The following is a 22,076-nucleotide window of genomic DNA, read 5'->3' as shown; positions in this document are numbered from 1 at the left end:
GGGCTTTTACAGCACGCTTGGTTTTATCCTTAACTCCTTCCCCCCACCGCTGGATGAGGCGGTCGCGCGCGAGCTGCGCGAAACGCCGTTTTTACAGCTTAAGGTGTAATTTTATTGTTCGTATGAGTTTTTGTTTGCACAAATGCCAGCGTTATTCGAGAGCAATCGTGGCTCCGCGACTGCCTTTTGGCACTAGCAATGGTGATCAATAGCTCTCAGCTTTTGAGAGAGGTACAATAGTTAAACAAATTCTTTGATTTTTATGATTTTAGGCGCTGTAAAACGTCAAGCCCCTGAGTTTTAAGATAATGTAGAAGGTCGATGAACACCCAGTTCTCGATCAGTTTGTCATCCCGTCTGCGGTAAATATCGACGACCCGGAATTCTCCTGCTGTGTGTGATGCAGGCATTCCAAGAAAACCGCCGGTTGGTTTAGCAGTGAAATTTGGCCACCCGAAAAAGCCCCCGTAATGTCCCTCGGCAAAGCGGCAGATGTGGCCTGTACCGCTACGTTCGGTAAAGCTAGCACGAAATGGCCCAGAATGCTGTTTAGCGTAACGTTCAATCGTGTATGTGGCACCAATTCCAGCTGGCCCCCACCAAACCATGTCACTGTGCCACGATCTGGAAAGTTCTTCCTCCAGTGGTAGTCCTAATTTCCATTGGCCGAGATCCGAGATCATTCGGTTTATAGCTTCCAGTGTTTTTGCGCCTTCACTGGCAGGCTGTGACACCGTCATTATTCCGTCATGGGGAAGTGGGCCAGGTTGAACAAACTGCGCTGCTGTTTGGTCTGGGAAGGGCCGTAAGCCCACCTGCATCATCAGCGCGGGGATATCCAGAAACAAAGCGGTTTCTACAATTTTGCCTGCTTCTACCCGATGAAATTCTGCGTAGCGCAGCATAACTAATTTATGTGTCGGTTTGATGCCGAGCCAAGGGTTGTCAAAAAGGCCCATAAAATGGCCCATGCTTGTGACCCAGATTTCCTTAGTATCGGATAATGAATTTTTGCCTGCCATGAACACATCCATGCGACGCTGCAAGCTAGAGAATGCGTGTGTAAAACCTGACCAAAAAATGGTGTTAACTGCGTCAGGACCCGTTTGGACGTCAAAGGGATGCACGCCGCGCCAAAGCCAATTTGCAGAGCAATAGTTTTCGAACACTGCACTCGATTCGTTCTGAGCTGTGTTTTCGAGAGCTTTATAAAAGCCGAGTACGACTTCTTTCTCAGTTTGGAAATCCATTTAGAAATTGGCCCTTTATCAGCGTGTTAGCGTGTAAATGTTTGTTTCATGATGGCTTAAGAGCACAAGTATTGCATACGTTTGCAAAAAAACCTTGCCAAGTTGTCGCACTATTGTCTAGCCTTCGCAAACGTATGCAAAACGCGCCTTGGGAGGGGTCATGGCAGAAGTCCAGTTGCGCAACATCTCGAAGAGATGGGGCAGTTTCATCGGCGTCGATCAGTTTGATCTCACTATTGCTGATGAGGAGTTCTTGGTTCTGCTCGGTCCATCCGGCTGTGGTAAGACGACCACCATGCGGATGATTGCGGGTCTAGAAGACCCAACGGATGGAGAAATCTTAATCGGGGATAAAGTGGTAAACGGTCTAGAGCCGAAAGACCGTGACGTGGCTATGGTTTTTCAAAGCTATGGTCTGTACCCAAACATGAATGTTTATGAAAATATCCGGTTCCCCTTAAAAGTCCGTAAAATCGATCAAAAGCTCCATGATGAAAAAGTCATGAAGGCTGCGCGTATGGTAGAGTTGGAGCCCTTTTTGCACCGTAGACCTGCTGAGCTCTCGGGCGGGCAACGCCAACGCGTTGCACTGGCGCGGGCCATTGTGCGCGAACCAAATGTATTTCTGATGGACGAGCCCCTCTCGAACTTGGATGCGAAGTTGCGTGTTTCTACGCGAGCTCAGATCAAGAATTTATCTCATGAGCTGAAAGTTACGACTGTCTACGTGACACACGATCAAATTGAAGCCATGACGTTAGCTGACCGTGTGGTTGTGATGAACCATGGTGTTGTTCAACAAGTCGGCACGCCAACGGAGATCTATGACCGCCCGGCTAACACCTTTGTAGCCAGTTTCATCGGTAACCCTGCAATGAACCTTATAGAGGGCGAGTTGCAGAGTGGTGTGTTCACTGCACCCAATACAAAGATTTCTGGCCTAAAGGGCCCCAATGGCCCGGTTACCCTCGGTTTTAGAGCAGAGGACGCCTCTGTTGTTTCGCGTGGCGGGCAAATCAAAGGGCCAATCTACACACTCGAATTGTTGGGTGAGGCAACCATGGTCAGTCTCAAGATTGGCGGCGCACTGGTCAGCGCCAAAACAGACAAGAGTTTCCGTGCGAAAATTGGCGATGCGGTATCGATCAAGGTTTCAGCGGATCAATGCCATCTGTTTGATGCACAAACAGGTGCAAACACAGGGGAGTAATCCTCAATCATGCCCGTGGCAGAAGCGCGGGAGTATATGATGGGAATGGCATCTTGCTAGTTTTCATCATCACCAACGGGAGAAGCAAAATGTATCTCAAGACTCTATCCACTGCCGGGTCGTTGGCTGTACTGATGTCAACCGCGTCTTTTGCAGGCGGTCACGGCTGTTCAATCGAAGCACGTGTGTCGATTGTTGGGAACGAATTTCCTGCGATCCAGTCTGTTGGCGCGGGTGCACAAGAGTGTTCTGGAGCAGAAGTGACGACAAACCTCACGGCGGACCATCAGCAAATCAATGTTGCCGGCATGTCGGGAAATCCAGCAGAATATACATCTGCGATTATTGCCAATTCTTCAATTGTGGCATTGATGAACGAGGATGTGATCCGTCCTCTAGATGATCTTGTTGCTGAATATGGCGAAGGCTTGGCACCGAACCAGTTGGTAACCATCAACGGTCAGGTGATGGCAATTGCATTTATGGCAAATGCACAACATTTAGTTTACCGCTCTGATGTCTTGGAACAAGTGGGCCTAGATGTACCAGCGACCTACGAAGAGATGCTTGAAGCCGCTGAAGCTATTCGGGCTGCTGGCATCATGGAAAACCCAGTGGGCGGTGCCTACGCGGCAGGTTGGAACCTGGCACAAGAATTTAACAACATGTTCCTTGGTTACGGGGGACAATTCTTCGTGGAAGGTTCCGCTGAACCAACTGTGAACAGCGAAGCTGGTGTTAAAACGCTGGAAATGATGAAGGCGCTCTCCGAGTATATGAATCCGGATTTCCTGACACACGATAGCAATGCAACAAATGCCGAATATCGTGCAGGAAACGTAGCGCTGATGAACATGTGGGGTAGCCGAGCTGCCACCTTGGTTGAAGCAGATGGTGTACCACAAGAAGTTGTAGATGGTTTTGCGATTGCCGCGCCAATGACAGTCGGTGGTGGTGACATCCCTGCATCAACTCTTTGGTGGGACGGTTGGACCGTTGCTAAAAATATCTCTGACGCCGAAGCCGAAGCAACTTTCATTGCGATGATGAATGGCATCAGCCCTGCACGAATGGAAAATGAAGATATTCGGACCCTAGCCGTTTGGTTGATCCCTGGTTATGAGCCTACTCCTGCAGCCGTTGGCGTATTTGCTGCGGCAGAGATGGGCACAATCCCTTACCCAATGTTGCCATATATGGGCTTGATGCACACGGCCCTTGGCAACGAGTTGTCTGATTTCATGCAAGGCAACGAAAGCGCTGAGCAAGCTCTCGCTGACGTTGAAGCTGCTTACACCGCAGCTGCGCGTGAGCAGGGCTATTTGCAATAAATTTGTCAGTTTTCGTGGGGCGGTGATCGCCCCACGAAGCTTCTTTGTGCTTAGGCCTTTTAGATGAAACATCGCACTTTCTTTTGGTTCTTTTTGCCCACAGGCTTGGCGATGCTGCTTTTTATCGCAGCGCCGATTGTATCCGTCGTTTTGCAGTCAGTGTTTGCGCCGCATGAGCCCGTTTTAATTACTGCTCAGACATGCACGCCGTTCAGTTGCACTGAAGAAACAACGATTGATCAGGAAGCTACGCGTGCCCTGCGCGAGGCCAAACCGCTGGGGCGATTTGTTGGCTTGGACATCTACTTCAATCGCGGTCATTTTGCCACCGCAGAAGTAGCAGAAGCCTGGCGCACAAGTAATGGTCTAACTGCGTTCTTCCGCGAGTTAGGTGATTTGCCATTTTATCGCGCAATGGCTTTCACGTTGACCTACACATTCACTGTTACCCCATTGCTGATCATCCTTGGCATGGCGATTGCGTTGGCAGTCAACACCTTGGCGCAGACGCTGAAGGGCGTTGTTATATTTTTCTCCCTTTTGCCAATGATTGTGACTCCTTTGGTGGGTTCGTTGATCATGTTTTGGATGATCGACAATCGTGGCGTTTTAGGCAATTTTCTGAGCTGGTTGGTCAGTGACCCAGATTTATCTGTGAAAGCCTCCACCGGGCTAATGTGGATTTCTCTCATCGTATATGGCATTTGGCATTCTGCACCTTTTGCATTTGTAGTGTTTTACGCGGGCCTCCAGACGTTGCCCGAGGATCAAATCGAAGCTGCGCAAATCGATGGCGCTTCTCGATGGCAGCAGGTGCGTTACATTGTTGTTCCACATCTCATGCCATTAGCGACGTTTGTCGCCCTCATTCAATTGATGGATAATTTTAGAGTGTTTGAGCCGATTGTTGGGTTCAACGCCTCAGCTCATGCGACAAGTTTAAGCTGGATTATTTTTAATGATCTTGGAGGCGAAACGCGCCAACTTTCTGCGGCTGCGGCCACGTCTGTCATGACTATTCTTGGTGTTGCGATTTTGCTCTCTCCTGTTTTGGTTCGCACCTGGCGCGACTTTAAGGGGAAAATGTAATGGCCTCAAAAACGTTACGCGCACCATTTTCACTACGTTTGTTGACCAACGGGTTTATTGTGTTTTGGCTCATACTAGCCGCATTTCCGTTTGTTTGGACGCTATGGGGCTCATTTAAAGTTGAGCTTGATTTCTTTTCTATTGCTGATTGGACGAACGCGCTAACCGGTTACAACACCGGGCGGACATATGGATCACCGTTTACTGGCGTGGGTTATCATGGTGCTTGGGTGCAAGAAGAATTTTGGCGTGCCGTAATAAACACAGGTATTGTCTGCTTCTTTGTTGTTTGCACATCTCTCACGATCGGCACTTTAGGTGGATATGCACTTTCACGTTCAGCTTTCCGCTATACGTTTTGGCTTTTGATTATTGCGCTGATCTTTCGCGCAATGCCTCCGATTACACTTGTTTCTGGATATTTGCTTCCATTTTTTGAGTGGAACGTCTGGGGTATTCTGCCAACCACGATCATTGTTTTGGTTGCTATCAACCAGCCGTTTACGTTGTGGATGCTCCATTCATTTTTTCAAAATATCCCTAAAGAACTGGACGAAAGTGCCAAAGTTGATGGCTGCACGCAGTTTCAAGCTTTCCGTTGGGTGATCGTGCCTGTCATGTGGCCGGGAGTGATCACAACTGGGTTATTCAGCTTTTTGCTTGCATACAATGACTTTGCAGTAACCTCGATGTTGTTGAGTGAGAGCAATCGAACAATGGTTCCAGAAATTGCCGCTTTTTTGGGGACCACTTACACTGAGGGAAATGTAATGTTTGCGGTTGCTGCCGTGGTGTCAGCGACTGCCCCATTGTTCATTCTCGTGATGTTTTTCCAGCGTCAGATTGTGTCTGGTTTGACTGCTGGGGCGGTCAAAGGATGACCACAATATTGATTTTGCAACAAGAAAGTAGCCGCAGAAGCGAACAAAGGAAAAGAAGATGACGATTGAATATCTCAAATCAGGCAAGCCGGCCACTGAGCGTGCGGATGATGATGCAAAGACGCGCGCAGCTGTCGAAGCGATCCTCGCTGATATCGAGGCGCGCGGTGATGCAGCTGTCAGGGAACTGTCAGAAAAGTTTGATGGCTATTCGCCCGCAAGCTATCGTTTGTCTCTGGCCGAGATTGAGAGCTTAATCGCAGAGCTGTCTCCACGGGAACTAGCTGATATCAAATTCGCACAAGAGCAGGTTGTGAAATTTGCCGAGGCTCAGCGGGCCTCAATGCAAGATATCGAAGTTGAAACTCTGCCTGGTGTAATTCTCGGTCACAAGAATATTCCCGTTCAGTCAGTCGGTTGCTATGTGCCTGGCGGAAAATTCCCAATGGTGGCTTCCGCGCATATGTCGGTCGCAACCGCAAAAGTTGCAGGTGTGCCGCGGATTGTTGCTTGCACCCCACCATGGCAAGGAAAACCGAACCCCGCCGTTATTGCTGCAATGCATCTTGGGGGTGCCCATGAAATCTATGTTCTGGGAGGTATCCAGGCGGTTGGCGCAATGGCGCTTGGGACAGAGACAATTGAGCCTGTCCACATGTTGGTTGGCCCCGGCAATGCATATGTAGCAGAGGCGAAACGTCAGCTCTACGGTCGCGTGGGCATTGACCTGTTTGCGGGCCCCACAGAGACCATGGTGATTGCTGATAATACTGTAGATGGAGAACTATGCGCGACTGATTTGTTGGGGCAGGCCGAACATGGTTACAACTCGCCTGCAGTTCTTTTGACGAACTCACGTAAGCTCGCACAAGACACATTATCAGAAATTGATCGCCTTCTCTCTATCCTTCCTACCGCGGACACAGCCCGAACGAGTTGGGAGGATTACGGTGAGGTCATCCTTTGCGATACCTACGAGGAAATGCTCACTGTAGCGGATGACATTGCCTCAGAACATGTGCAGGTCATGACGGACAGGGATGACTGGTTTCTTGAAAACATGACATGCTATGGTGCCTTGTTTCTGGGCGCCCGCACTAATGTTGCAAATGGCGATAAGGTGATTGGCACTAACCACACATTGCCTACGAAGAAAGCGGGTCGTTATACGGGTGGCCTTTGGGTTGGAAAGTTTCTCAAAACGCACAGTTATCAACGGGTTTTGACGGACGAAGCGGCCACTATGATAGGTGAATATGGCTCACGTCTCTGTATGTTAGAGGGTTTTGTTGGTCATGCGGAGCAATGTAATGTGCGTGTGCGCCGTTATGGTGGCCTAAACGTACCTTATGGCGAAGGTGCGCCTCACCGCGAGGCTGCTGAGTGATATCCAACCGACATAAAGCCCGGCATGCGAGGCTAGGCTATGTCTGAGCGTGCGACCCAGATAAAGGAGGCATTTGCCCACTTTATTGCCGCGCAGCGGGATTGCTCGCGTGATGGGCTTAGAACCGCTTTGGTGGATTTTGCCCCCAAAGCACGATTCCTGATGTGCTATCCATTTGGTGAGATCCATGGCGGCACGGAGTTTTTTGATCAGGCCTATACCCCATTATTACGGGCTTTGCCCGACCTTGAGCGGCGAGACATGATTGTTATGGCGGGCACGACGCCCGAAGGCCAAAACTGGCTTGGCGCAATGGGTAATTATTCGGGCACTTTTTCAGCCCCTTTTTTGGACATTCCGCCAACAGGCCACATAGTCCACATGCGATATCATGAGTTTTATCGCTTTAGTGGCGATGAAATCATTGAAGTTCAGGCAATCTGGGACATTCCGGAGTTGATGATGCAAGCGCGGGCTTGGCCGATGGCACCACAATTGGGGTCACTCATCACAACACCTGCTCCTATGTCAGGCGATGGATTGACAATTTCTGGGGACGGGCAGGCGGCGTTAGATCACGTGATTGCAATGCTCACAGATCTTTGTCGCTACCCCAGTAATCCAGACCCTGCAATAATGCGGCTGCATGACTATTGGCACCCAAAAATGAATTGGTATGGCCCGGCAGGCATTGGCACTGCGCGTGGCATTGCAGGTTTCAGAAACTGGCACCAAGGGCCGTTTTTGCGCGGAATGCCTGATCGTAAGCTCGATGCTTTAGGTGATTTAATGTCTCACTGGATCGGTGAGGGTGAATATGTCTGCGAAACCGGGTGGCCCAACATGCGGTTGAGTGTAACTGGTGATGGATGGATGGGTATTGCTCCTACAGGTCAAGAAATTCTTCTGCGAAGTCTCGACTTTTGGCGTTTAGAGGAGGGATTGATCCGCGAAAACTGGGTACTGGTTGATTTGTTAGACGCCTATCAACAGCTTGGCGTCGATGTTCTCGCAAGAATGCGCGAATTCAACAAGACGAGAGCTTTGCAGAGGTTACCACAATTAGATTGGAGGCATGCATGATCTTACCTCAGACACCTTCGTTTCGGTTGGATGGTAAGCGTGCGCTGGTGACTGGGGCGTCATCCGGTATTGGTTTGGCGGCTGCGGTTGCTCTGGCTGAGGCGGGAGCAGAGGTGACCGTTGCAGCAAGAAGTGGTGACAAACTGCAAGTACTTGTTGAACAAATGGCGACGAAAGGCTGGGCTGCCAAAGCGATGGTGATGGATGTGGCAGATATCGAACGCACTGGGCGTGATATTGCATCCTCTGGTCCTTTTGAAATCTTAGTCAACTCTGCAGGCCTCGCGCGACATGGGGCTGCGTTGGAAACTACGGCGGCTGATTTCGACGCAGTGAGCTCATTGAATATCAAAGGCGCCTATTTTCTGACCCGCGCTGTGGCGCAAGGCTTGATTGACGCCGGCAAGCCAGGTTCACTTATGAACATTTCTAGCCAGATGGCGCATGTGGGTGGTGTGGATCGTGCGGCTTATTGTGCGACGAAACACGCAGTCGAAGGCTTTACGAAAGCAATGGCGATCGAATGGGGCCCAAAGCAAATTCGAGTTAATACAATTTGTCCGACATTTATTCTCACCCCACTTACGCAAAGCACATTCGACAACCCAGAACGTGCAGCTTGGATCAAAGAGAAGATAAAATTAGGCCGCCCGGGGCAAGTCGAGGATGTGATGGGAGCGGTTGTGTTTCTCGCATCTGAAGCAGCTGCTTTGATTACCGGAAGCTCGTTGATGGTAGATGGAGGTTGGACGGCTGACTGATGGTGGATAAAGTCACATCCCTTCAAGTTGCCGCGCGAGCTGGTGTGTCCCAAAGTGCGGTATCACGGGTGTTCACACCTGGAGCCTCCGTTTCTGAGAAAACGGCAGCTAAAGTCCGCAAGGCAGCGTCTGATTTGGGATATCGCCCAAACATTCTAGCACGTGCGATGATCACGGGGCGCTCGCGGATCATTGGCCTAGTGGTCGCTTATCTCGAAAATCAGTTTTATCCAGAAGCCTTGGAAAAACTCTCGAATGCCCTTCAGGCAAAAGGGTATCACGTTCTTATTTTTATGGCATCCAACAGTGCGGATAATATCAACAGCGTCATGGATGAGCTGCTTGATTACCAAGTTGATGGGATCATTCTGGCCTCAGTTGCAATGTCTTCAGACTTGACGGCGCGTTGCGAGGCCATCGGTGTGCCGGTGGTTTTGTTCAACCGTTTGCAGGACGATGAGATGTTATCGGGGGTCGCCTCTGACAATGCTGCAGGTGGTCGAAAGCTTGCAGAGTTCTTGGTCGCTGGGGGGCACAAGAAGATTGCGCATATTGCTGGATGGGATGGTGCGTCTACGCAGCGAGATCGTGAAGCAGGCTTTATGCAAGGATTGGCAGAAGCAAATATGACCCTGCATTCACGAGCTGCGGGTAACTTCCATGCCGACCAAGCTCAAGCGGCTGCGCGCTCTTTGTTTGACAAAGAAGACCGCCCGGATGCCGTATTCGTTGCCAATGATCATATGGCCTTTGCTGTGATGGACGTGCTTCGCTATGAATTGGGGCTTCGTATCCCTGATGATGTGTCTGTAGTGGGTTATGACGACGTCATGATTTCCGCTTGGCCCAGCTATAACCTGACGACTGTACGCCAACCTGCCAACCGAATGGTGGAAGAGACAGTCAAGATGATGCTGTCGCGTATAGAGCTTCCAACTACACCCGCGCGTAAAGTGGCCATTGATGGCCCGCTTGTTGTGCGGGGTTCTGCCCGCCTTCCTCTAGGAGATGAAAAATGAAGGGCTTTGATCCAAAGTTTGTAGATTTCCCCGACTATATCTTGGGAATAACCAAAGAAATTTGGGAAGACCGAGGTGTTGCTACCCTTCACGAATACTACGCTGAGGATATCGTTGTGCGTAGTCCTGCGTCAGTCGTGGTAGGCAATCAGGGTGTGATTGGGGCCACGATGGCCACTTTGGCAGAATTTCCAGATCGTCAATTGCTTGGCGAAGATGTCATTTGGTCTGGTGCACCAGAAACGGGAATGCTTTCTTCGCATCGCATTCTGTCGACCGCCACGCATCTTGGTAGTGGCATCTACGGCAAGGCATCTGGCACCAAGCTCACCTACCGCATCATTGCAGACTGTCATGCTATCAATAATAAAATTAACGATGAGTGGCTGATCCGCGATCAGGGCGCAATTGTTCGTCAAATGGGATGGGACCCTAGAGACTATGCCCGTGATCAAATTTCTCGCGAAGGCGGTGTGATAAAGGCTGCGTTGCCTTTTGTGCCGAAAATAGATGTCGCGGGCCCGTATCAAGGGCGGGGTAATGACAATGAATGGGGTGAGCGCTATGCAGATGTGCTCAATAAAATTATGTTCGCTGACATGGCGGTCATTCCACGAGAGTATGACCGGGCTGTTCAAACAGAGTATCCAGGTGGCGTAACAGGTCATTCCTATCCTGCCGTGGATGAGTTTTGGATGGGTCTTCGCGCTGCTTTTCCAAACGCTAAGTTTACGATCGAGCATCAAATCGGCCGCGATGATCCATTGATGCCACCGCGTGCTGCTATTCGTTGGAGCCTGCACGGAAAACATGACGGTTGGGGTGCATTCGGCGCACCAACTGGGACTGATGTCTATGTGATGGGGATCAGTCATGCGGAATTTGGGCCGCGCGGCATTCGCCGTGAATTTACTCTGTTCGATGAGACCGCGATTTGGAAACAGATTTTGATTGGAGCAGGTGCGGCTGAATAGCGTTGCAACTGGCATCAATCGTTAACGACCATGTGAAGGATAGTTTCTATGACACCCCAGGAAATGGAAAATCGGATTGTCCGTTACGGCGATCTAAAGCCCTGTAAAACAGCATTTATTGATGCGCATACGCCAGGCAGTGATCAAAAGGAAAACTTCACAATCATTGGGGGCGGTGTCTCTGAAAGTCCTGACCAACATGTCCATATTAGCCTTCCTCACGGATTTAATATTGGGGCGGCGGGGCAACCTCCGAAATGTCGCAATTCTTTACATGACCATCGCACTGCGGAAGCGTTTTTTGTGCTGTCTGGTCGCTGGCGGTTTTTTTGGGGCCGTTATGGCACGGCAGGCGAAGTAACTTTGGAGGAGGGGGATATTTTCAACATCCCAACAGGTATTTTTCGTGGATTTGAGAATATTGGCACTGATTATGGCATGATCATGGCTATCCTTGGGGGGGATGACGCTGGGGGCGGTGTCATGTGGGCACCACAGGTCATTGAAGATGCGGCTGCTCATGGGTTGATTTTAGCTGAAACTGGCAAGCTATATGACACCAAAAGAGGTGAGCAACTCCCCGAAGGTGTCAAAGCTATGCCGCTCATGAGTGCAGAGGAGCTTGCTAAACGTCCCGAACCCACAACGGCAGAAGTGCTGCCGAACCATGTGGCGCGATACTGGGATATGGTTGCCTACGCTGATCGCAAGCCATGCAAAGTAATTGGCCAGACTGGATTGTTAAAAGACAAACCCGGTTTTGAAGTAGATTTTGTGACACGTGCATCGGCGACCGCCAATAAACATACGCATGATCGTCCATCAGTTTTGATGCCGGTCAAAGGGCATTGGCGGGTGGATTGGGATGGTGGAAGCAGCGTTTTGGCACCTGGCGATACAATGTCGGTTCCCGAAAACCTTGCCCATAGTGCTGTGCCTTCCATGACGGGTGAAGCAGCCCTGTATCACATTGTAGCGACTGACGATCCCGCGGGGCTTACTTGGAAAGCTTGAAGTCTGATGACTGTGAAAGGATAGCAAATGGCACGTATTCTCACCACTCATGTTGGCAGTCTGCCACGCACTCAAGAAGTAGTTGATTTCATTTTCGCACGTGAACGAGAAGAAGCTTACGATGCGGAGGCTTTCGATGCCGCTATGAAAAAAGCGGTAGCTGAGACGGTTGCTAAGCAAAAAGCCGCGAGTGTTGATATTGTATCAGATGGCGAAACCTCAAAGATTTCTTATGCCACCTATGTGAAGGATCGTTACACGGGCTTCTCAGGTGATAGCCCTCGAAACGCTCCTGCTGATCTTAAGATGTTTCCTAGTTTCCTTGAGAGATTGGCCAACGAAGGTGGTACGCCAAAATACGCGCGCCCTATGTGTACCGGGGAAGTGCGTTCAAAAGGGCAGGGTGAGCTGGAAAAGGATATCGCCAATTTAAAAGCAGCAATGGCTGAGGCTGGCGTAGAGCGTGGTTTCATGAACGCAGCAAGCCCGGGGGTAATCTCGCTTTTTTTGCAAAATTCGTTTTACAAAAGCCGTGAAGCTTATTTGTCGGCTTTGGCAGATGCAATGAAAGCGGAATACGAGACAATTGTGGCTTCGGGTCTTGATCTGCAGCTTGATTGTCCCGATTTGGCCTTAAGCCGTCACATGTTGTTCAACGACCTCTCAGATGAGGAGTTTATAAAGATTGCCCATATGCACGTTGAAGCGTTGAACCATGCGCTTGCAGATATCCCGCAAGAGAAAGTGCGTGTTCATATTTGTTGGGGGAATTATGAAGGCCCGCATTGCTGTGACATACCAATGTCAAAGATGTTTGACATATTAATGAGCACCAAAGCGGGTTACGTTCTGTTTGAAACTTCAAACCCACGTCACGGCCATGAATGGGCTGTGTTCAAAGAGCGCAAGGCAGATATTCCTGATGATAAGATCCTAGTGCCAGGTGTCGTTGATACGACCACGAATTTTGTAGAGCATCCTGAACTCGTTGCGCAACGGATCCAGAAATTTGTTGATATCGTCGGTCACGACCGAGTGATTGCAGGAAGTGATTGTGGTTTCGGCACGTTTGCGGGGTTTGGCGCAGTTGATCCGGCAATTGCCTATGCCAAACTTGCCTCTCTTGCGGAAGGCGCGGCGCGCGTTGGAGGCGCTTAGTGACGCCCCTTTTGTTTCTGCCTGGCATGATGTGTGATGCGCGGCTATTTGCACCCCAAATTGCATCTCTCTCTGCGTATCTTCCCGTCATGGTCAGCCCGTTGATTGGGGCGGATACAATAGAAAAATTAGCGTCAAACGTCTTGTGCGCTGCTCCATCACGTTTTGCATTAGCCGGGCTCTCTATGGGTGGCATTGTCGCGATGGAGGTCGTTCGCCAAGCGCCAGAAAGGGTCACGCATTTAGCGCTGCTCGATACCAACCCATTCGCAGAGATCGAGAGCGTCAAATTGCGTCGGGCGCCACAAATGCAAAAGGCGCGTTCTGGTCACCTCGAGGCGGTCATGCGAAACGAGATGAAGCCGAATTACCTATATGATGCACCAGAAAAATCTGGGTTGATGGACCTTTGCATGGATATGGCATTGGCCTTAGGGCCTGATGTCTTTTGCGATCAATCTATCGCATTGCGTGACCGTATCGATCAGTCGTGGACATTAAGTCACTATAAAGGTCGGTCGCTTGTATTGTGCGGTCGACATGATGTGCTTTGTCCTCTGGAACGCCATCAGGCTATGCATGATATGTTGTCAAACAGTACGTTTTCGATAATCGAGCAGGCTGGGCATTTACCAAGTTTAGAAAAACCTGAGGAAACAACAGCCGCTTTGCGACGCTGGTTGGAGGTATAATGGATCAAGATCTTTTTACTCTTTTGCGCTCTGTCGACACCCCAACTGTATGCAACGCGATAGAAGTGGCGCAGGGGAGACGGGGCTTCAACGCATTTACCCGTGGCACAATGAGCGCAAGTGATCCTAAGGGCGTAATTGTTGGTTATGCGGTGACCGCTCAAATTGCGGCATTAGAGCCGCCAAAAGAAAGCCCCGAAATTATTCGCGCACGGCGCATGGCCTATTACAAAGCGATGTCAGAAGCCCCAAAGCCATCGATCGCGGTTGTGGAAGATTTAGACTATCCTCAATCGATCGGTGCGTACTGGGGAGAAGTTAACACGACTATTCACAAAGGCTTTGGCATGTCGGGGGCCTTGACGAATGGCGTGATTAGAGACTTGGGCGATTTAGCGCCTGATTTCCCCGTCATAGCGGGTAGCATTGGACCCAGCCATGGTTTCGTCCATGTCCGCAGTGTGAATGCGCCTGTATGCGTAATGGGCTTATCAGTGTCCCCTGGTGATCTGGTGCATGCTGATCGCCACGGTGCAGTGGTTATTCCAACCGATGTGATCAATTTACTCAGCGCTGCCATCAAAAAAATGCAGGAGACGGAACAATTAATATTAGGCCCAGCACGCGGTGAAAATTTTGACTTTGCTGCTTTTGAAGAAGCATGGGCAGCATTTGAAAAATCGCGCGTTTGAATGCGTCAAAGGTCTCGTGGGTGAATTTGAGTTCGACATAGGCTTAATCCTGCCCCCGCAACCACTTTGGTCGAACCAATAAACAAGGCTCATCCGTAACAGGGTGAGCCTGTTTTTTATCTGATAGGGCGACATTGAACAAAGTCACCAACTGACCGTGCAGTACGACTTTCCATCCCTTAGAGGTGTGGCCCAGATCAACTTGGCTATTTCAAAACGCTGTTGCCAGTTGGTGACTTGCGGTTTTAATAAAATCTCATGGCAGAGCCTTTTTGCGGTCAACGGTTAAAACTTTGATCGCTATCTTCAGCTGAAGGTTAATTTGACGGTGTTAACGCGTTCTGCTTCCTTATCTTTGGATAACCGGTGTAATCTCGAAATGGCCCATCTCAAGAATTGGATCAAATGCCGCATCAAGCTGTTCGAAAGTCTCGGCCTCAAGGATCATGTAGTTGGTATGTTCCAGACGATTTGAATAGTGACCGTGGACTTTGATCCCATGATCTTTCACGTTTGCTAGCGTATCTCGAAACAGTGGAAATTTTTCGGGGTGATGGGCCTGACACGTGGAGTAGTCGTGCGTTAGTTTTACAACAAATAGCATTGCGCGCTCCTTTATGCGTTGATTTTGATAAGGGAAATGTGTTCAAGGAAGCATTTTTTCCATTGCTTCCTCGCCACCCTATGTTGGTCTGTCTGATCGGCGCCTAAAGAATGCCAGCTATCTTCGTGATTGAACGCATGTCGACGTCGACGCCGCTGATTAACTGCGCATAATCCGTGTTGCCCGCTAGTGCATCATAGGTTCGCTCAATGGCAGACATGTCAGGATATGTCACGCCAAGCATATATGTCCCGAGATCAGATCCAGTGAGGACCTGGCCCATGCGCATAGTTTGAGCTCCTGATGCTTTGAAAACTGATGCTGTCTTATTTAGCAATCCAAGCATATCAGCCTCGTCCAAAGCTCCGAGACGAGCGCGGGTCAGCATCAAGTACTTGGGCATCGGCTCTAGCTTTGGTTCAAACTCAATCGGCTTTCCCCGGAACAAGTTTCGTGAAAACGGAGCCACCGCGTGGTTGTTAATCATTCGTGAGTATGCAGATGATTTTGGGATCATGTTCATAACCCCTTCAAACCCAGTGAGGTCATCAAAGAACTGGACGAACACTAACGCTCCGGGATGACGGCCTGAAATTACGCTGCCGTATGTGACACGCACTGCGCCATTTTCTCGGCACTCTTGAGCGAAGTGCGCCATTTCTTCTAGCGCGCCCTGCCTGCTAACAGTGGGGCAACTAGCAGCTGTGATGGCAATAAATTTGGGTATCGACATGATGGATCCTCCAGGTCTTGAAATGCGTTATATCGGCACGGCACAATTTCAAGTTGACCACAGACCGCCCAGCAATCTAGTCTTTAGGTTAAACTGGTTTGGGGGCTTGTAATGTTGGACATGAATATCGTTGAAAAAGAAATGTGTCCGATAGGGCTCGCCGGTCACCTACTCGTTGATAAATGGGTTCCCATCATACTCAGGGATATTGCTCTGTTTGATCGACGTGGCTTCAACGAAATATTAAAAAAAAATCGCGAAGGAATTTCGTCTGCATCTCTTGCAGCTCGACTTCAATACATGGTGCAGTTGGAGTTGCTACATGTGAAAAAATCAAAGGAGCATGCGCAGAAGAAACTTTACTTTCTGTCTGAAGCAGGGATCGCTTTCGTACCCATTCTATTCCACCTAGCCAGCTGGACATCCGAATTTCGTGATCCTGCGCCTGAGGTTGTAGAGCTAACCCACCCATTTCACAGCGGTCGAAAAGATTTACAGGAGAAATTGATCCAGAAATTGCGCAAAATTCATATTCACAAGAGTGTTGATCCTGACCCTATGTGGTGGTTAGCAGATGAGTTGGAAAAATTAGAAATTTAAGTTTTGTCAAAAATATGGCTCTCAGTAAACGTCTTGGAATTGTGTGTGGTTGACGTTTGATCTTACCCACATAGTCACTCTCGTGGTTTTAGCCCCGGCGATGATTAGTCTTCGGCTTTTTTGTAATAACTGGATCAATTGATAGTGGCACTCATTCAGAGTGCGGTGTGAGGCCGTTTTGCGAACTGCGTCCAGTGAGTAATCGGGACATCCTGAACTATCTCTTCAAATAGTCAAAGCTCAGGGTGCGACCCAAGTCCCTGACCAGTTGTCGCCACGGCTAAAGCGCGCTCGACGATGGTTTTGACCAAGATGCAACGCATCAATGCATGATAGTTCTAACCGCAACACGGCAAAAGATGCTGGGTCGGCATTTTTCAAATAATCCAGTGCTGTTGGAATAGGTTTGCCCGGTGGTGGGCTTATTCCGTATGATAAGCGTGATACTTCAGGGACCTTCTCCCATATCTCTTCTGCCTCATCGCCCGTCAGGACGTTTACTTTTGCCTCGAGCCGCATCTGCAAATGGGCTGATGGATCCCATATGTGGAGTGCCGCATACGGTGTGATGGTCAAGTCTGTGACCTTTCTGGATTGTAAATCGGTATGTATATCCAGAGTGGCCGAAAGTTGATCAGCTGCTCGTAACACGACCGTCCGCGCTTGTGGCTTTCCCTCGCTATTTACTGTTGCCAAGGTGGGGTGCCGCGCTGGGGCATGGCGGTCGTCGACACCGCGCATCAGGCGCCTCCAAGTTTCAGCGTATAACTGAGACAGATCATGCGCCCATGAATTGGGATCTGAGTTCATTTATAGATCTCGCGACGATCAGAAAATGTACGTACGCGTTTCCGCCAAGTAAGGTAACTGCCACGCTTCAAATGTTTACGCATCAATGCCTTTACCTGATCTGGTTCAAGTCCATGTAAGCTGCGGATCTGATCGAAGGTCGTATGATCACTCAGCGCCATTTCGATAATTTCGCTGACCAATTCAGGGTTAATATTTTTATTTTTCATAGGAGTGGAGGTGTTTTTCTTGAGCAGTAAGTCAAGTCACGAACAAAGTTCATTATAGCGCAGAAAGCATAGCGTAATGGGAGACTTCGGTAAGTTGGCGCCTAATTTTTTTCTTGTGGCTGATAAAATTGGGCCGCTTCATAAGTGCTAAAACGCCAATACTCAAAAGGCGAGGCTGCCTTGGCTGGGCCTCGCCTTCTTTTAATCATTGGTTGCATCATGCATTTATTAAAGAGGGGTCGCCCCTGTTTCCATGCGAATAATTTTTCCGTCTTTAAGCATGCAAACCAGCATAACCGCTTCTTTTGTGTCGTCGGGATACGAATTGAAATTATGTGAGACCATAATTTCATTATTTTCGTAAACACATCGAGACGAATTGGTTACGAAATTTGGGTTTTCCATCATCGTAGAAAACATCGGCCCCCATTCACTTTTGGTGAGTTTTCTACCCGTTTTGTGAAATACAATTTCTGCGTCTTCATGAATGAGCTCAATATAACCCTCGAAATCTCGGGCCTCGATGACTTTTTTTAGTTTTTGGTATAGAGACATTACTGTTCCCCCCACATTCCTGCGAATTCGTATACAACTGCACGCTTTCCACCGACACACCAAGCATCATGATTGGGTGAAATGGCATATGCGTCACCCGCAGTGTAGGTGGCTTCGGAGCCGTCGTCGCAAACACAATGAATAGTACCTTCAACTATGACACCAGTATGCGTGGCTTTGCAGCTAGGCGTACCAACAAGTGGCTTAATGTCCTTTGACCATTTCCACTCTGGTGCAAGCGTCAACTTCATCACTCGCTGACCGAGTACGTTCACGGCCTCCATACGCGCATTGGGCATGTCCTTGGCTTCGTCTGCCTGTGACGCAAAACTTTTCACTTCGATGGGCATATTTTTGGTCCTTATTTTGTAGTTAGGTGAGATATTTGGGATAAACTGAGGACAATCAGTACTGTCATATTTGCTTCAATTATCTCTGCGTCACTTAGTGAAAGACTCTCCACTCATGGGTGTCACCACGGTTGTTTCCAAGATAGCGCCTGCGGCGGCTCTTTTGGCTTTAAGTTCCTCGTGGCCGCCAAAAGCCTTCAGGGCTTCGGGGGAGTCAAAATCGATTATAACGGTTAACTTATTGTCGTTATCTTTTTCGGTGCCTGCGAAAACGAGCTTTCCCCCAAGGGCATTTAGTGTGGCCTCATTCTCATGAAACATGTCTTTCCATGGTTTAAAGCCACGAGCCAAATCCTGCGTAAGTTTTACTATCATAATGGGCTTCCTTGCTCTGGGAGTTATTCACCGTGACCTCTGTGGGGGCAGGGCGTTAATTTATTGAGGTAAGATTTTAGTCGGCCGGGACTACGTGGTACATTTGCTGCCCTGTGCTCAGCATACCGGTGACTGTCCCAATGAATTTTTGGCCAACATAAGGTTCATACTTCCCGCTGCCAGCAGTCAGTGACCCAATGTATTCCATATTCGGGGTGATCTCGCCAAAGTATATGGCTAAATCTCCGTCGGGATCCATCATGCTGCAAACGCCCACACCACCAACTGGCTGTCCATTGGTTGTGAGTGCAACAGATTGAGTGCACTCCGCAGTGACAAGTGATGGAAATCCCTCAGGTGCGGCAGACCAATCCCACAGGTCGGTAGAAGATGCCATCATGATTGAACCGGTGGTGCCTTCGATCATTGCCATCGTTGATGGCGTATTTGCAAGGCCAACCATGTTCCACAGACCTGCATGTCCGTCTGCTAACAAAGGGCTGGTGCTGCATGCCAAAAAAAGTGCCGTCCATTTTGATAAATTACGCATATTTTGAATTTCCATAATTGAAGGTTTAAGTCGACTTTCTGTTGATATGCCGAGGTCAGAGCGTCTCAATGACCTCACCATTGGCAATCAGAACACTCCCAAATTCAGTGATTGTGCCGACAAACGATTGGAAGTTTTTCCAGCTTTGTCCTGCGACAAGGTGCTGGTCTAAGCCTTCGTCCATTACGTAGACTTCGTTGATAGAATAGAGAACCTGATTGGTCGTGCCCTGACTGGGGTCAGCGATGTTTACAAGCTCATGTGCTTTTGACACGTAATAGTGAACGAGCTGTATTTTGCTATCGTCGTAGCTATGTGTTTCTCGCATCCAAGTGGCATGATCTGATATTGCGGTTTCAACTTTATCTGCCGCATCTAACGGTACTGACAGGGCGAAATTGAAAGTTCGTTGTTTCAGTTTCACGCTCATGTTTTCTCCTATCTTAGCTTGGCTATTCGTAGATATTATCCACTGGTGAAACCTTCACTTCAGCGGTTGAGCTTGCACTAGCAGGGTAGCTTTTCCCGATGATGCCCGATCAGGCTTGCACCCACTCACCCGGCAATCTAGTCTAAAGGTTGAAGTGGTTTTTGCAGGGGTACGTTGCAATGCTGGATTTAAGTGAAGAGGAAGATCTGTGTCCCATCGCTTTGGGATCGTACTTGTTTGGCGATAAATGGATCCCGGTAATTATAAGAGACATCGCTCTTTTTGACCGTCGGACATTTAATGATTTATTGAAAAATAATAATGAAAAAATATCATCAGGCGCCCTGTCTTCTCGTTTGCAGAGAATGTGTCAATTAGGAATGCTTGAGGTTTCTGATGATGCATCCCACGCCCAAAAAAAGCTCTATAGTTTGACCGAGGCCGGCATAGCTTTTGTGCCAATTATTTTCAAAATGGCAGCTTGGACAGCGCAATTTAGGAATCCGTCAAAACAGGTTGTCGCGATGACGCGGCCATATATTGATAATGACCAGGTCGCCATCAACTCGGTTTTGGAAAATCTTGAGAAAATACATATCTCGAAAACAGTAAAACCAGAGCCGTTTTGGTGGGCGTCAAAAGTTAAAATTTGAATAGGTTTGGTCTATAGCTTCGAAACTCTAGGGCGGGGACTGCTCCCGTTTACACGGCACTTATACCGTGGACAAAGCTTCGCGACCTTGGGTTGGAGGGCTATTCAGGTGGGTAATCCTGTTGGTCAGCAGTGGGATACAAGTTTAATAGACGCAAGGGTGGCGCCCGTCCCAAACCCCGCACACCAGCCGCCAGAATATCTCTCGTAACCGCGCATAAAGACGCAACAATTAATATTAGGCCCCGCGCGCGGTGAAAATTTTGACTTTAATGCCTTTGAAGAAGCATGGGCAGCATTTGAAAAATCGCGCGTGTGAAAGCGTCAAACTTCTTGTCCTTGCCCCATCAAAACCTCAACTTGCCGTAACTTCGAGACAATCTCTTCCGGCTTCGGTCGCTTGTCCATAATCCTTAGTCCTCCAATTCCTAAACATAGTGATGGACCAGTTCAGATGGGGAAGCTCAAGAAGGGCAGCCCGACATAGTTCTCCGCAAGATCTTTCCGAGCTGTGTCTGATTGCGCCAGATGTAACATCGTTGCTTTGCGCATCTGGCCCGCAAAACTGTCTTCACCATTGAATTGGTGCAGCATTGTGGTAAGTTGCCATGAGAACCGCATTGACCTCCAAATGCGGGTCAGTGCGCGATCGGAGTAGGCGTCGATGCCGCTGTCGTCGCCTTTTTTAACAGCATCTATCAAAGCTTGATATAGGTAGAAAACGTCGGATACTGCAAGGTTCAGACCCTTTGCGCCTGTCGGAGGTACGATATGTGCTGCATCACCTACAAGGAATAGACGTCCCCATCGCAGTGGCTCAGAAACAAATGATCTTAGAGGGGCTATTGATTTTTCGATTGAGGGACCAGTTTCCATCGTTTTCACAACATCACTGGGCAGGCATGTAGACAAGCGTGTCCAAAAAGCATCATCGCTCCAATCCTCGACCTTGTCGGTCAAAGGCACCTGAACATAATAGCGACTGAGGTTCTCGTTTCGCATTGAGGCTAGTGCAAAACCGGAGGATGAGTTTGCGTAGATCAGTTCCTCGTGGGCAGGGCGAGTTCGAGACAGTATACCAAGCCAGCCAAAGGGGTATACACGCTCAAACTCTTTACGTTTGGCATCGGGGATTGTACGGCGGCTGACGCCATGGAAACCATCACAGCCGGCGATATAACCGCAAGAAAGCTGCTTAGTCTGGCCATCATGCATGAATGTGATTTTGGGCGCAGCGCTGTCAGCATTATTAATCACAACGTCTGACACCTCATGCAGGATTGTAGTGCCCATCACGTGCTGTGCGTCATACAGATCACGGGTGACCTCGGTCTGACCGTATACGGTCACCGTCTTGCCTGTCAGCTCGGCAAAATTGATCCGCACCATCAAGTCATCATCGCTGAACCAGCATCCTTCATGGGGATGGCCTTCGCAGTGTAGGCGGTCGGCAACGCCGGCTTCTTCCAACATTGTCACAGTGCCGCTTTCCAGCACACCTGCGCGGATGCGAGCCAGTACCCGTTCGCGGCTGGTGCGTTCAAGAATGATGGTGTCTACACCTGAGCGGTTCAGCAACTGCGACAACAAAAGACCCGATGGCCCGCCGCCAATGATCGCAACTTGAGTTTTCAGCGATAAAGTTTCCATATTTTGCCCTCTTAGTT

At 49.2% G+C, this 22,076-nt stretch carries 26 protein-coding genes; 15 read left to right on the top strand and 11 right to left on the bottom strand.

Going from position 1 to position 22,076, the window contains the following annotated elements; genetic code table 11:
• Nucleotides 1-260 precede the first annotated feature (260 nt).
• Entirely contained in the window at nucleotides 261-1,250 is a 990-nt protein-coding gene (locus AAC632_RS11205) for a nuclear transport factor 2 family protein (protein WP_340298932.1), read from the bottom strand.
• Nucleotides 1,251-1,410: 160 nt separating this feature from the next.
• Here AAC632_RS11205 and AAC632_RS11200 point away from each other — a divergent pair, with 160 nt between their 5' ends.
• The 13 genes from AAC632_RS11200 to AAC632_RS11140 all read left to right on the top strand — a co-directional run bounded on the left by AAC632_RS11200 (nucleotide 1,411) and on the right by AAC632_RS11140 (nucleotide 14,541).
• Nucleotides 1,411-2,460, top strand: a complete 1,050-nt coding sequence (locus AAC632_RS11200) for an ABC transporter ATP-binding protein (protein WP_340255150.1) — start codon at nucleotides 1,411-1,413, stop codon at nucleotides 2,458-2,460.
• 89 nt (nucleotides 2,461-2,549) lie between these two features.
• Entirely contained in the window at nucleotides 2,550-3,791 is a 1,242-nt protein-coding gene (locus tag AAC632_RS11195; protein WP_340256458.1) for an ABC transporter substrate-binding protein, read from the top strand.
• A gap of 63 nt (nucleotides 3,792-3,854) precedes the next feature.
• Nucleotides 3,855-4,880, top strand: coding sequence for a carbohydrate ABC transporter permease (locus AAC632_RS11190; RefSeq protein ID WP_340298931.1), 1,026 nt, complete (start codon nucleotides 3,855-3,857; stop codon nucleotides 4,878-4,880).
• Nucleotides 4,880-5,761 carry a carbohydrate ABC transporter permease gene (locus AAC632_RS11185; protein WP_340298930.1) on the top strand — a complete coding sequence of 294 codons (882 nt, stop codon included), beginning with the start codon at nucleotides 4,880-4,882 and terminating at the stop codon, nucleotides 5,759-5,761. The genes AAC632_RS11190 and AAC632_RS11185 overlap by 1 nt, the downstream gene beginning before the upstream one ends.
• Nucleotides 5,762-5,819: 58 nt before the next feature.
• Complete coding sequence (gene hisD, locus AAC632_RS11180) at nucleotides 5,820-7,148, top strand: histidinol dehydrogenase (protein WP_340298929.1); 1,329 nt, start codon at nucleotides 5,820-5,822, stop codon at nucleotides 7,146-7,148.
• Between the two features lie 39 nt (nucleotides 7,149-7,187).
• Nucleotides 7,188-8,231: an ester cyclase gene (locus tag AAC632_RS11175; RefSeq protein ID WP_445322676.1), complete on the top strand. Its 1,044-nt coding sequence runs from the start codon at nucleotides 7,188-7,190 to the stop codon at nucleotides 8,229-8,231.
• The gene (locus tag AAC632_RS11170) at nucleotides 8,228-8,992 is read left to right on the top strand and encodes an SDR family NAD(P)-dependent oxidoreductase (protein WP_340298928.1); all 765 of its coding nucleotides are present in this window, start codon (nucleotides 8,228-8,230) and stop codon (nucleotides 8,990-8,992) included. Before AAC632_RS11175 ends, AAC632_RS11170 begins: the two co-directional genes overlap by 4 nt.
• Nucleotides 8,992-10,011, top strand: coding sequence for a LacI family DNA-binding transcriptional regulator (locus AAC632_RS11165; RefSeq protein ID WP_340298927.1), 1,020 nt, complete (start codon nucleotides 8,992-8,994; stop codon nucleotides 10,009-10,011). Before AAC632_RS11170 ends, AAC632_RS11165 begins: the two co-directional genes overlap by 1 nt.
• Nucleotides 10,008-10,985 carry a nuclear transport factor 2 family protein gene (locus tag AAC632_RS11160; protein WP_340298926.1) on the top strand — a complete coding sequence of 326 codons (978 nt, stop codon included), beginning with the start codon at nucleotides 10,008-10,010 and terminating at the stop codon, nucleotides 10,983-10,985. The genes AAC632_RS11165 and AAC632_RS11160 overlap by 4 nt, the downstream gene beginning before the upstream one ends.
• A 48-nt stretch (nucleotides 10,986-11,033) precedes the next feature.
• The gene (locus AAC632_RS11155) at nucleotides 11,034-11,999 is read left to right on the top strand and encodes a cupin domain-containing protein (protein ID WP_340298925.1); all 966 of its coding nucleotides are present in this window, start codon (nucleotides 11,034-11,036) and stop codon (nucleotides 11,997-11,999) included.
• Nucleotides 12,000-12,026: 27 nt separating this feature from the next.
• Nucleotides 12,027-13,157, top strand: a complete 1,131-nt coding sequence (locus AAC632_RS11150) for a cobalamin-independent methionine synthase II family protein (protein WP_340298924.1) — start codon at nucleotides 12,027-12,029, stop codon at nucleotides 13,155-13,157.
• Nucleotides 13,157-13,849 carry an alpha/beta fold hydrolase gene (locus AAC632_RS11145; protein ID WP_340298923.1) on the top strand — a complete coding sequence of 231 codons (693 nt, stop codon included), beginning with the start codon at nucleotides 13,157-13,159 and terminating at the stop codon, nucleotides 13,847-13,849. The genes AAC632_RS11150 and AAC632_RS11145 overlap by 1 nt, the downstream gene beginning before the upstream one ends.
• Complete coding sequence (locus AAC632_RS11140; RefSeq protein WP_340298922.1) at nucleotides 13,849-14,541, top strand: RraA family protein; 693 nt, start codon at nucleotides 13,849-13,851, stop codon at nucleotides 14,539-14,541. The genes AAC632_RS11145 and AAC632_RS11140 overlap by 1 nt, the downstream gene beginning before the upstream one ends.
• A 349-nt stretch (nucleotides 14,542-14,890) precedes the next feature.
• Here AAC632_RS11140 and AAC632_RS11135 read toward each other — a convergent pair whose 3' ends face one another.
• On the bottom strand, nucleotides 14,891-15,145 hold the full coding sequence (locus AAC632_RS11135) for a DUF3303 domain-containing protein (RefSeq protein ID WP_340243521.1): 255 nt from the start codon (nucleotides 15,143-15,145) through the stop codon (nucleotides 14,891-14,893).
• A gap of 103 nt (nucleotides 15,146-15,248) precedes the next feature.
• Entirely contained in the window at nucleotides 15,249-15,878 is a 630-nt protein-coding gene (locus AAC632_RS11130) for a DUF6854 domain-containing protein (RefSeq protein ID WP_340298921.1), read from the bottom strand.
• Between the two features lie 111 nt (nucleotides 15,879-15,989).
• Between AAC632_RS11130 and AAC632_RS11125 the strand changes: the two genes are divergently transcribed.
• Nucleotides 15,990-16,478 (top strand): winged helix-turn-helix transcriptional regulator, encoded by a 489-nt coding sequence (locus tag AAC632_RS11125; RefSeq protein ID WP_340252843.1) that lies wholly within the window; start codon nucleotides 15,990-15,992, stop codon nucleotides 16,476-16,478.
• A gap of 240 nt (nucleotides 16,479-16,718) precedes the next feature.
• Here the strand turns inward: AAC632_RS11125 and AAC632_RS11120 are convergent, their stop codons facing one another.
• The 7 genes from AAC632_RS11120 to AAC632_RS11090 all read right to left on the bottom strand — a co-directional run bounded on the left by AAC632_RS11120 (nucleotide 16,719) and on the right by AAC632_RS11090 (nucleotide 19,757).
• A complete protein-coding gene (locus tag AAC632_RS11120) occupies nucleotides 16,719-17,288 on the bottom strand; it encodes a pyridoxamine 5'-phosphate oxidase family protein (RefSeq protein WP_340298920.1) in 570 nt (189 codons plus the stop codon).
• Complete coding sequence (locus tag AAC632_RS11115; protein WP_340298919.1) at nucleotides 17,285-17,497, bottom strand: DUF2805 domain-containing protein; 213 nt, start codon at nucleotides 17,495-17,497, stop codon at nucleotides 17,285-17,287. The genes AAC632_RS11120 and AAC632_RS11115 overlap by 4 nt, the downstream gene beginning before the upstream one ends.
• Before the next feature lie 228 nt (nucleotides 17,498-17,725).
• Nucleotides 17,726-18,052, bottom strand: a complete 327-nt coding sequence (locus AAC632_RS11110; protein ID WP_340298918.1) for a hypothetical protein — start codon at nucleotides 18,050-18,052, stop codon at nucleotides 17,726-17,728.
• The gene (locus tag AAC632_RS11105; protein ID WP_340252837.1) at nucleotides 18,052-18,402 is read right to left on the bottom strand and encodes a cupin domain-containing protein; all 351 of its coding nucleotides are present in this window, start codon (nucleotides 18,400-18,402) and stop codon (nucleotides 18,052-18,054) included. The genes AAC632_RS11110 and AAC632_RS11105 overlap by 1 nt, the downstream gene beginning before the upstream one ends.
• 90 nt (nucleotides 18,403-18,492) lie before the next feature.
• The gene (locus tag AAC632_RS11100; protein ID WP_340298917.1) at nucleotides 18,493-18,777 is read right to left on the bottom strand and encodes a hypothetical protein; all 285 of its coding nucleotides are present in this window, start codon (nucleotides 18,775-18,777) and stop codon (nucleotides 18,493-18,495) included.
• Nucleotides 18,778-18,853: 76 nt separating this feature from the next.
• The gene (locus AAC632_RS11095) at nucleotides 18,854-19,342 is read right to left on the bottom strand and encodes a hypothetical protein (RefSeq protein ID WP_340260091.1); all 489 of its coding nucleotides are present in this window, start codon (nucleotides 19,340-19,342) and stop codon (nucleotides 18,854-18,856) included.
• A gap of 40 nt (nucleotides 19,343-19,382) precedes the next feature.
• On the bottom strand, nucleotides 19,383-19,757 hold the full coding sequence (locus tag AAC632_RS11090; RefSeq protein ID WP_340252831.1) for a hypothetical protein: 375 nt from the start codon (nucleotides 19,755-19,757) through the stop codon (nucleotides 19,383-19,385).
• A gap of 179 nt (nucleotides 19,758-19,936) precedes the next feature.
• Here AAC632_RS11090 and AAC632_RS11085 point away from each other — a divergent pair, with 179 nt between their 5' ends.
• The gene (locus AAC632_RS11085) at nucleotides 19,937-20,410 is read left to right on the top strand and encodes a winged helix-turn-helix transcriptional regulator (protein WP_340252829.1); all 474 of its coding nucleotides are present in this window, start codon (nucleotides 19,937-19,939) and stop codon (nucleotides 20,408-20,410) included.
• Between the two features lie 449 nt (nucleotides 20,411-20,859).
• Here AAC632_RS11085 and pobA read toward each other — a convergent pair whose 3' ends face one another.
• Complete coding sequence (gene pobA / locus AAC632_RS11080) at nucleotides 20,860-22,044, bottom strand: 4-hydroxybenzoate 3-monooxygenase (RefSeq protein WP_340298943.1); 1,185 nt, start codon at nucleotides 22,042-22,044, stop codon at nucleotides 20,860-20,862.
• Nucleotides 22,045-22,076: the final 32 nt, after the last annotated feature.

This window comes from Roseobacter sp. HKCC-CH-9351 (assembly GCF_037830295.1).
Lineage (GTDB): Bacteria > Pseudomonadota > Alphaproteobacteria > Rhodobacterales > Rhodobacteraceae > M30B80.
Note: the sequence above shows the minus strand (reverse complement) of the source record. Positions and strands in the feature narration are given on the sequence as shown.

Coding starts and splice junctions, on each gene's coding strand:
- AAC632_RS11205 (WP_340298932.1), bottom strand. CDS start 1,250: ATGGATTTCCAAACTGAGAAAGAAGTCGTACTCGGCTTTTATAAAGCT.
- AAC632_RS11200 (WP_340255150.1), top strand. CDS start 1,411: ATGGCAGAAGTCCAGTTGCGCAACATCTCGAAGAGATGGGGCAGTTTC.
- AAC632_RS11195 (WP_340256458.1), top strand. CDS start 2,550: ATGTATCTCAAGACTCTATCCACTGCCGGGTCGTTGGCTGTACTGATG.
- AAC632_RS11190 (WP_340298931.1), top strand. CDS start 3,855: ATGAAACATCGCACTTTCTTTTGGTTCTTTTTGCCCACAGGCTTGGCG.
- AAC632_RS11185 (WP_340298930.1), top strand. CDS start 4,880: ATGGCCTCAAAAACGTTACGCGCACCATTTTCACTACGTTTGTTGACC.
- hisD (WP_340298929.1), top strand. CDS start 5,820: ATGACGATTGAATATCTCAAATCAGGCAAGCCGGCCACTGAGCGTGCG.
- AAC632_RS11175 (WP_445322676.1), top strand. CDS start 7,188: ATGTCTGAGCGTGCGACCCAGATAAAGGAGGCATTTGCCCACTTTATT.
- AAC632_RS11170 (WP_340298928.1), top strand. CDS start 8,228: ATGATCTTACCTCAGACACCTTCGTTTCGGTTGGATGGTAAGCGTGCG.
- AAC632_RS11165 (WP_340298927.1), top strand. CDS start 8,992: ATGGTGGATAAAGTCACATCCCTTCAAGTTGCCGCGCGAGCTGGTGTG.
- AAC632_RS11160 (WP_340298926.1), top strand. CDS start 10,008: ATGAAGGGCTTTGATCCAAAGTTTGTAGATTTCCCCGACTATATCTTG.
- AAC632_RS11155 (WP_340298925.1), top strand. CDS start 11,034: ATGACACCCCAGGAAATGGAAAATCGGATTGTCCGTTACGGCGATCTA.
- AAC632_RS11150 (WP_340298924.1), top strand. CDS start 12,027: ATGGCACGTATTCTCACCACTCATGTTGGCAGTCTGCCACGCACTCAA.
- AAC632_RS11140 (WP_340298922.1), top strand. CDS start 13,849: ATGGATCAAGATCTTTTTACTCTTTTGCGCTCTGTCGACACCCCAACT.
- AAC632_RS11135 (WP_340243521.1), bottom strand. CDS start 15,145: ATGCTATTTGTTGTAAAACTAACGCACGACTACTCCACGTGTCAGGCC.
- AAC632_RS11130 (WP_340298921.1), bottom strand. CDS start 15,878: ATGTCGATACCCAAATTTATTGCCATCACAGCTGCTAGTTGCCCCACT.
- AAC632_RS11125 (WP_340252843.1), top strand. CDS start 15,990: ATGTTGGACATGAATATCGTTGAAAAAGAAATGTGTCCGATAGGGCTC.
- AAC632_RS11120 (WP_340298920.1), bottom strand. CDS start 17,288: ATGAACTCAGATCCCAATTCATGGGCGCATGATCTGTCTCAGTTATAC.
- AAC632_RS11115 (WP_340298919.1), bottom strand. CDS start 17,497: ATGAAAAATAAAAATATTAACCCTGAATTGGTCAGCGAAATTATCGAA.
- AAC632_RS11110 (WP_340298918.1), bottom strand. CDS start 18,052: ATGTCTCTATACCAAAAACTAAAAAAAGTCATCGAGGCCCGAGATTTC.
- AAC632_RS11105 (WP_340252837.1), bottom strand. CDS start 18,402: ATGCCCATCGAAGTGAAAAGTTTTGCGTCACAGGCAGACGAAGCCAAG.
- AAC632_RS11100 (WP_340298917.1), bottom strand. CDS start 18,777: ATGATAGTAAAACTTACGCAGGATTTGGCTCGTGGCTTTAAACCATGG.
- AAC632_RS11095 (WP_340260091.1), bottom strand. CDS start 19,342: ATGGAAATTCAAAATATGCGTAATTTATCAAAATGGACGGCACTTTTT.
- AAC632_RS11090 (WP_340252831.1), bottom strand. CDS start 19,757: ATGAGCGTGAAACTGAAACAACGAACTTTCAATTTCGCCCTGTCAGTA.
- AAC632_RS11085 (WP_340252829.1), top strand. CDS start 19,937: ATGCTGGATTTAAGTGAAGAGGAAGATCTGTGTCCCATCGCTTTGGGA.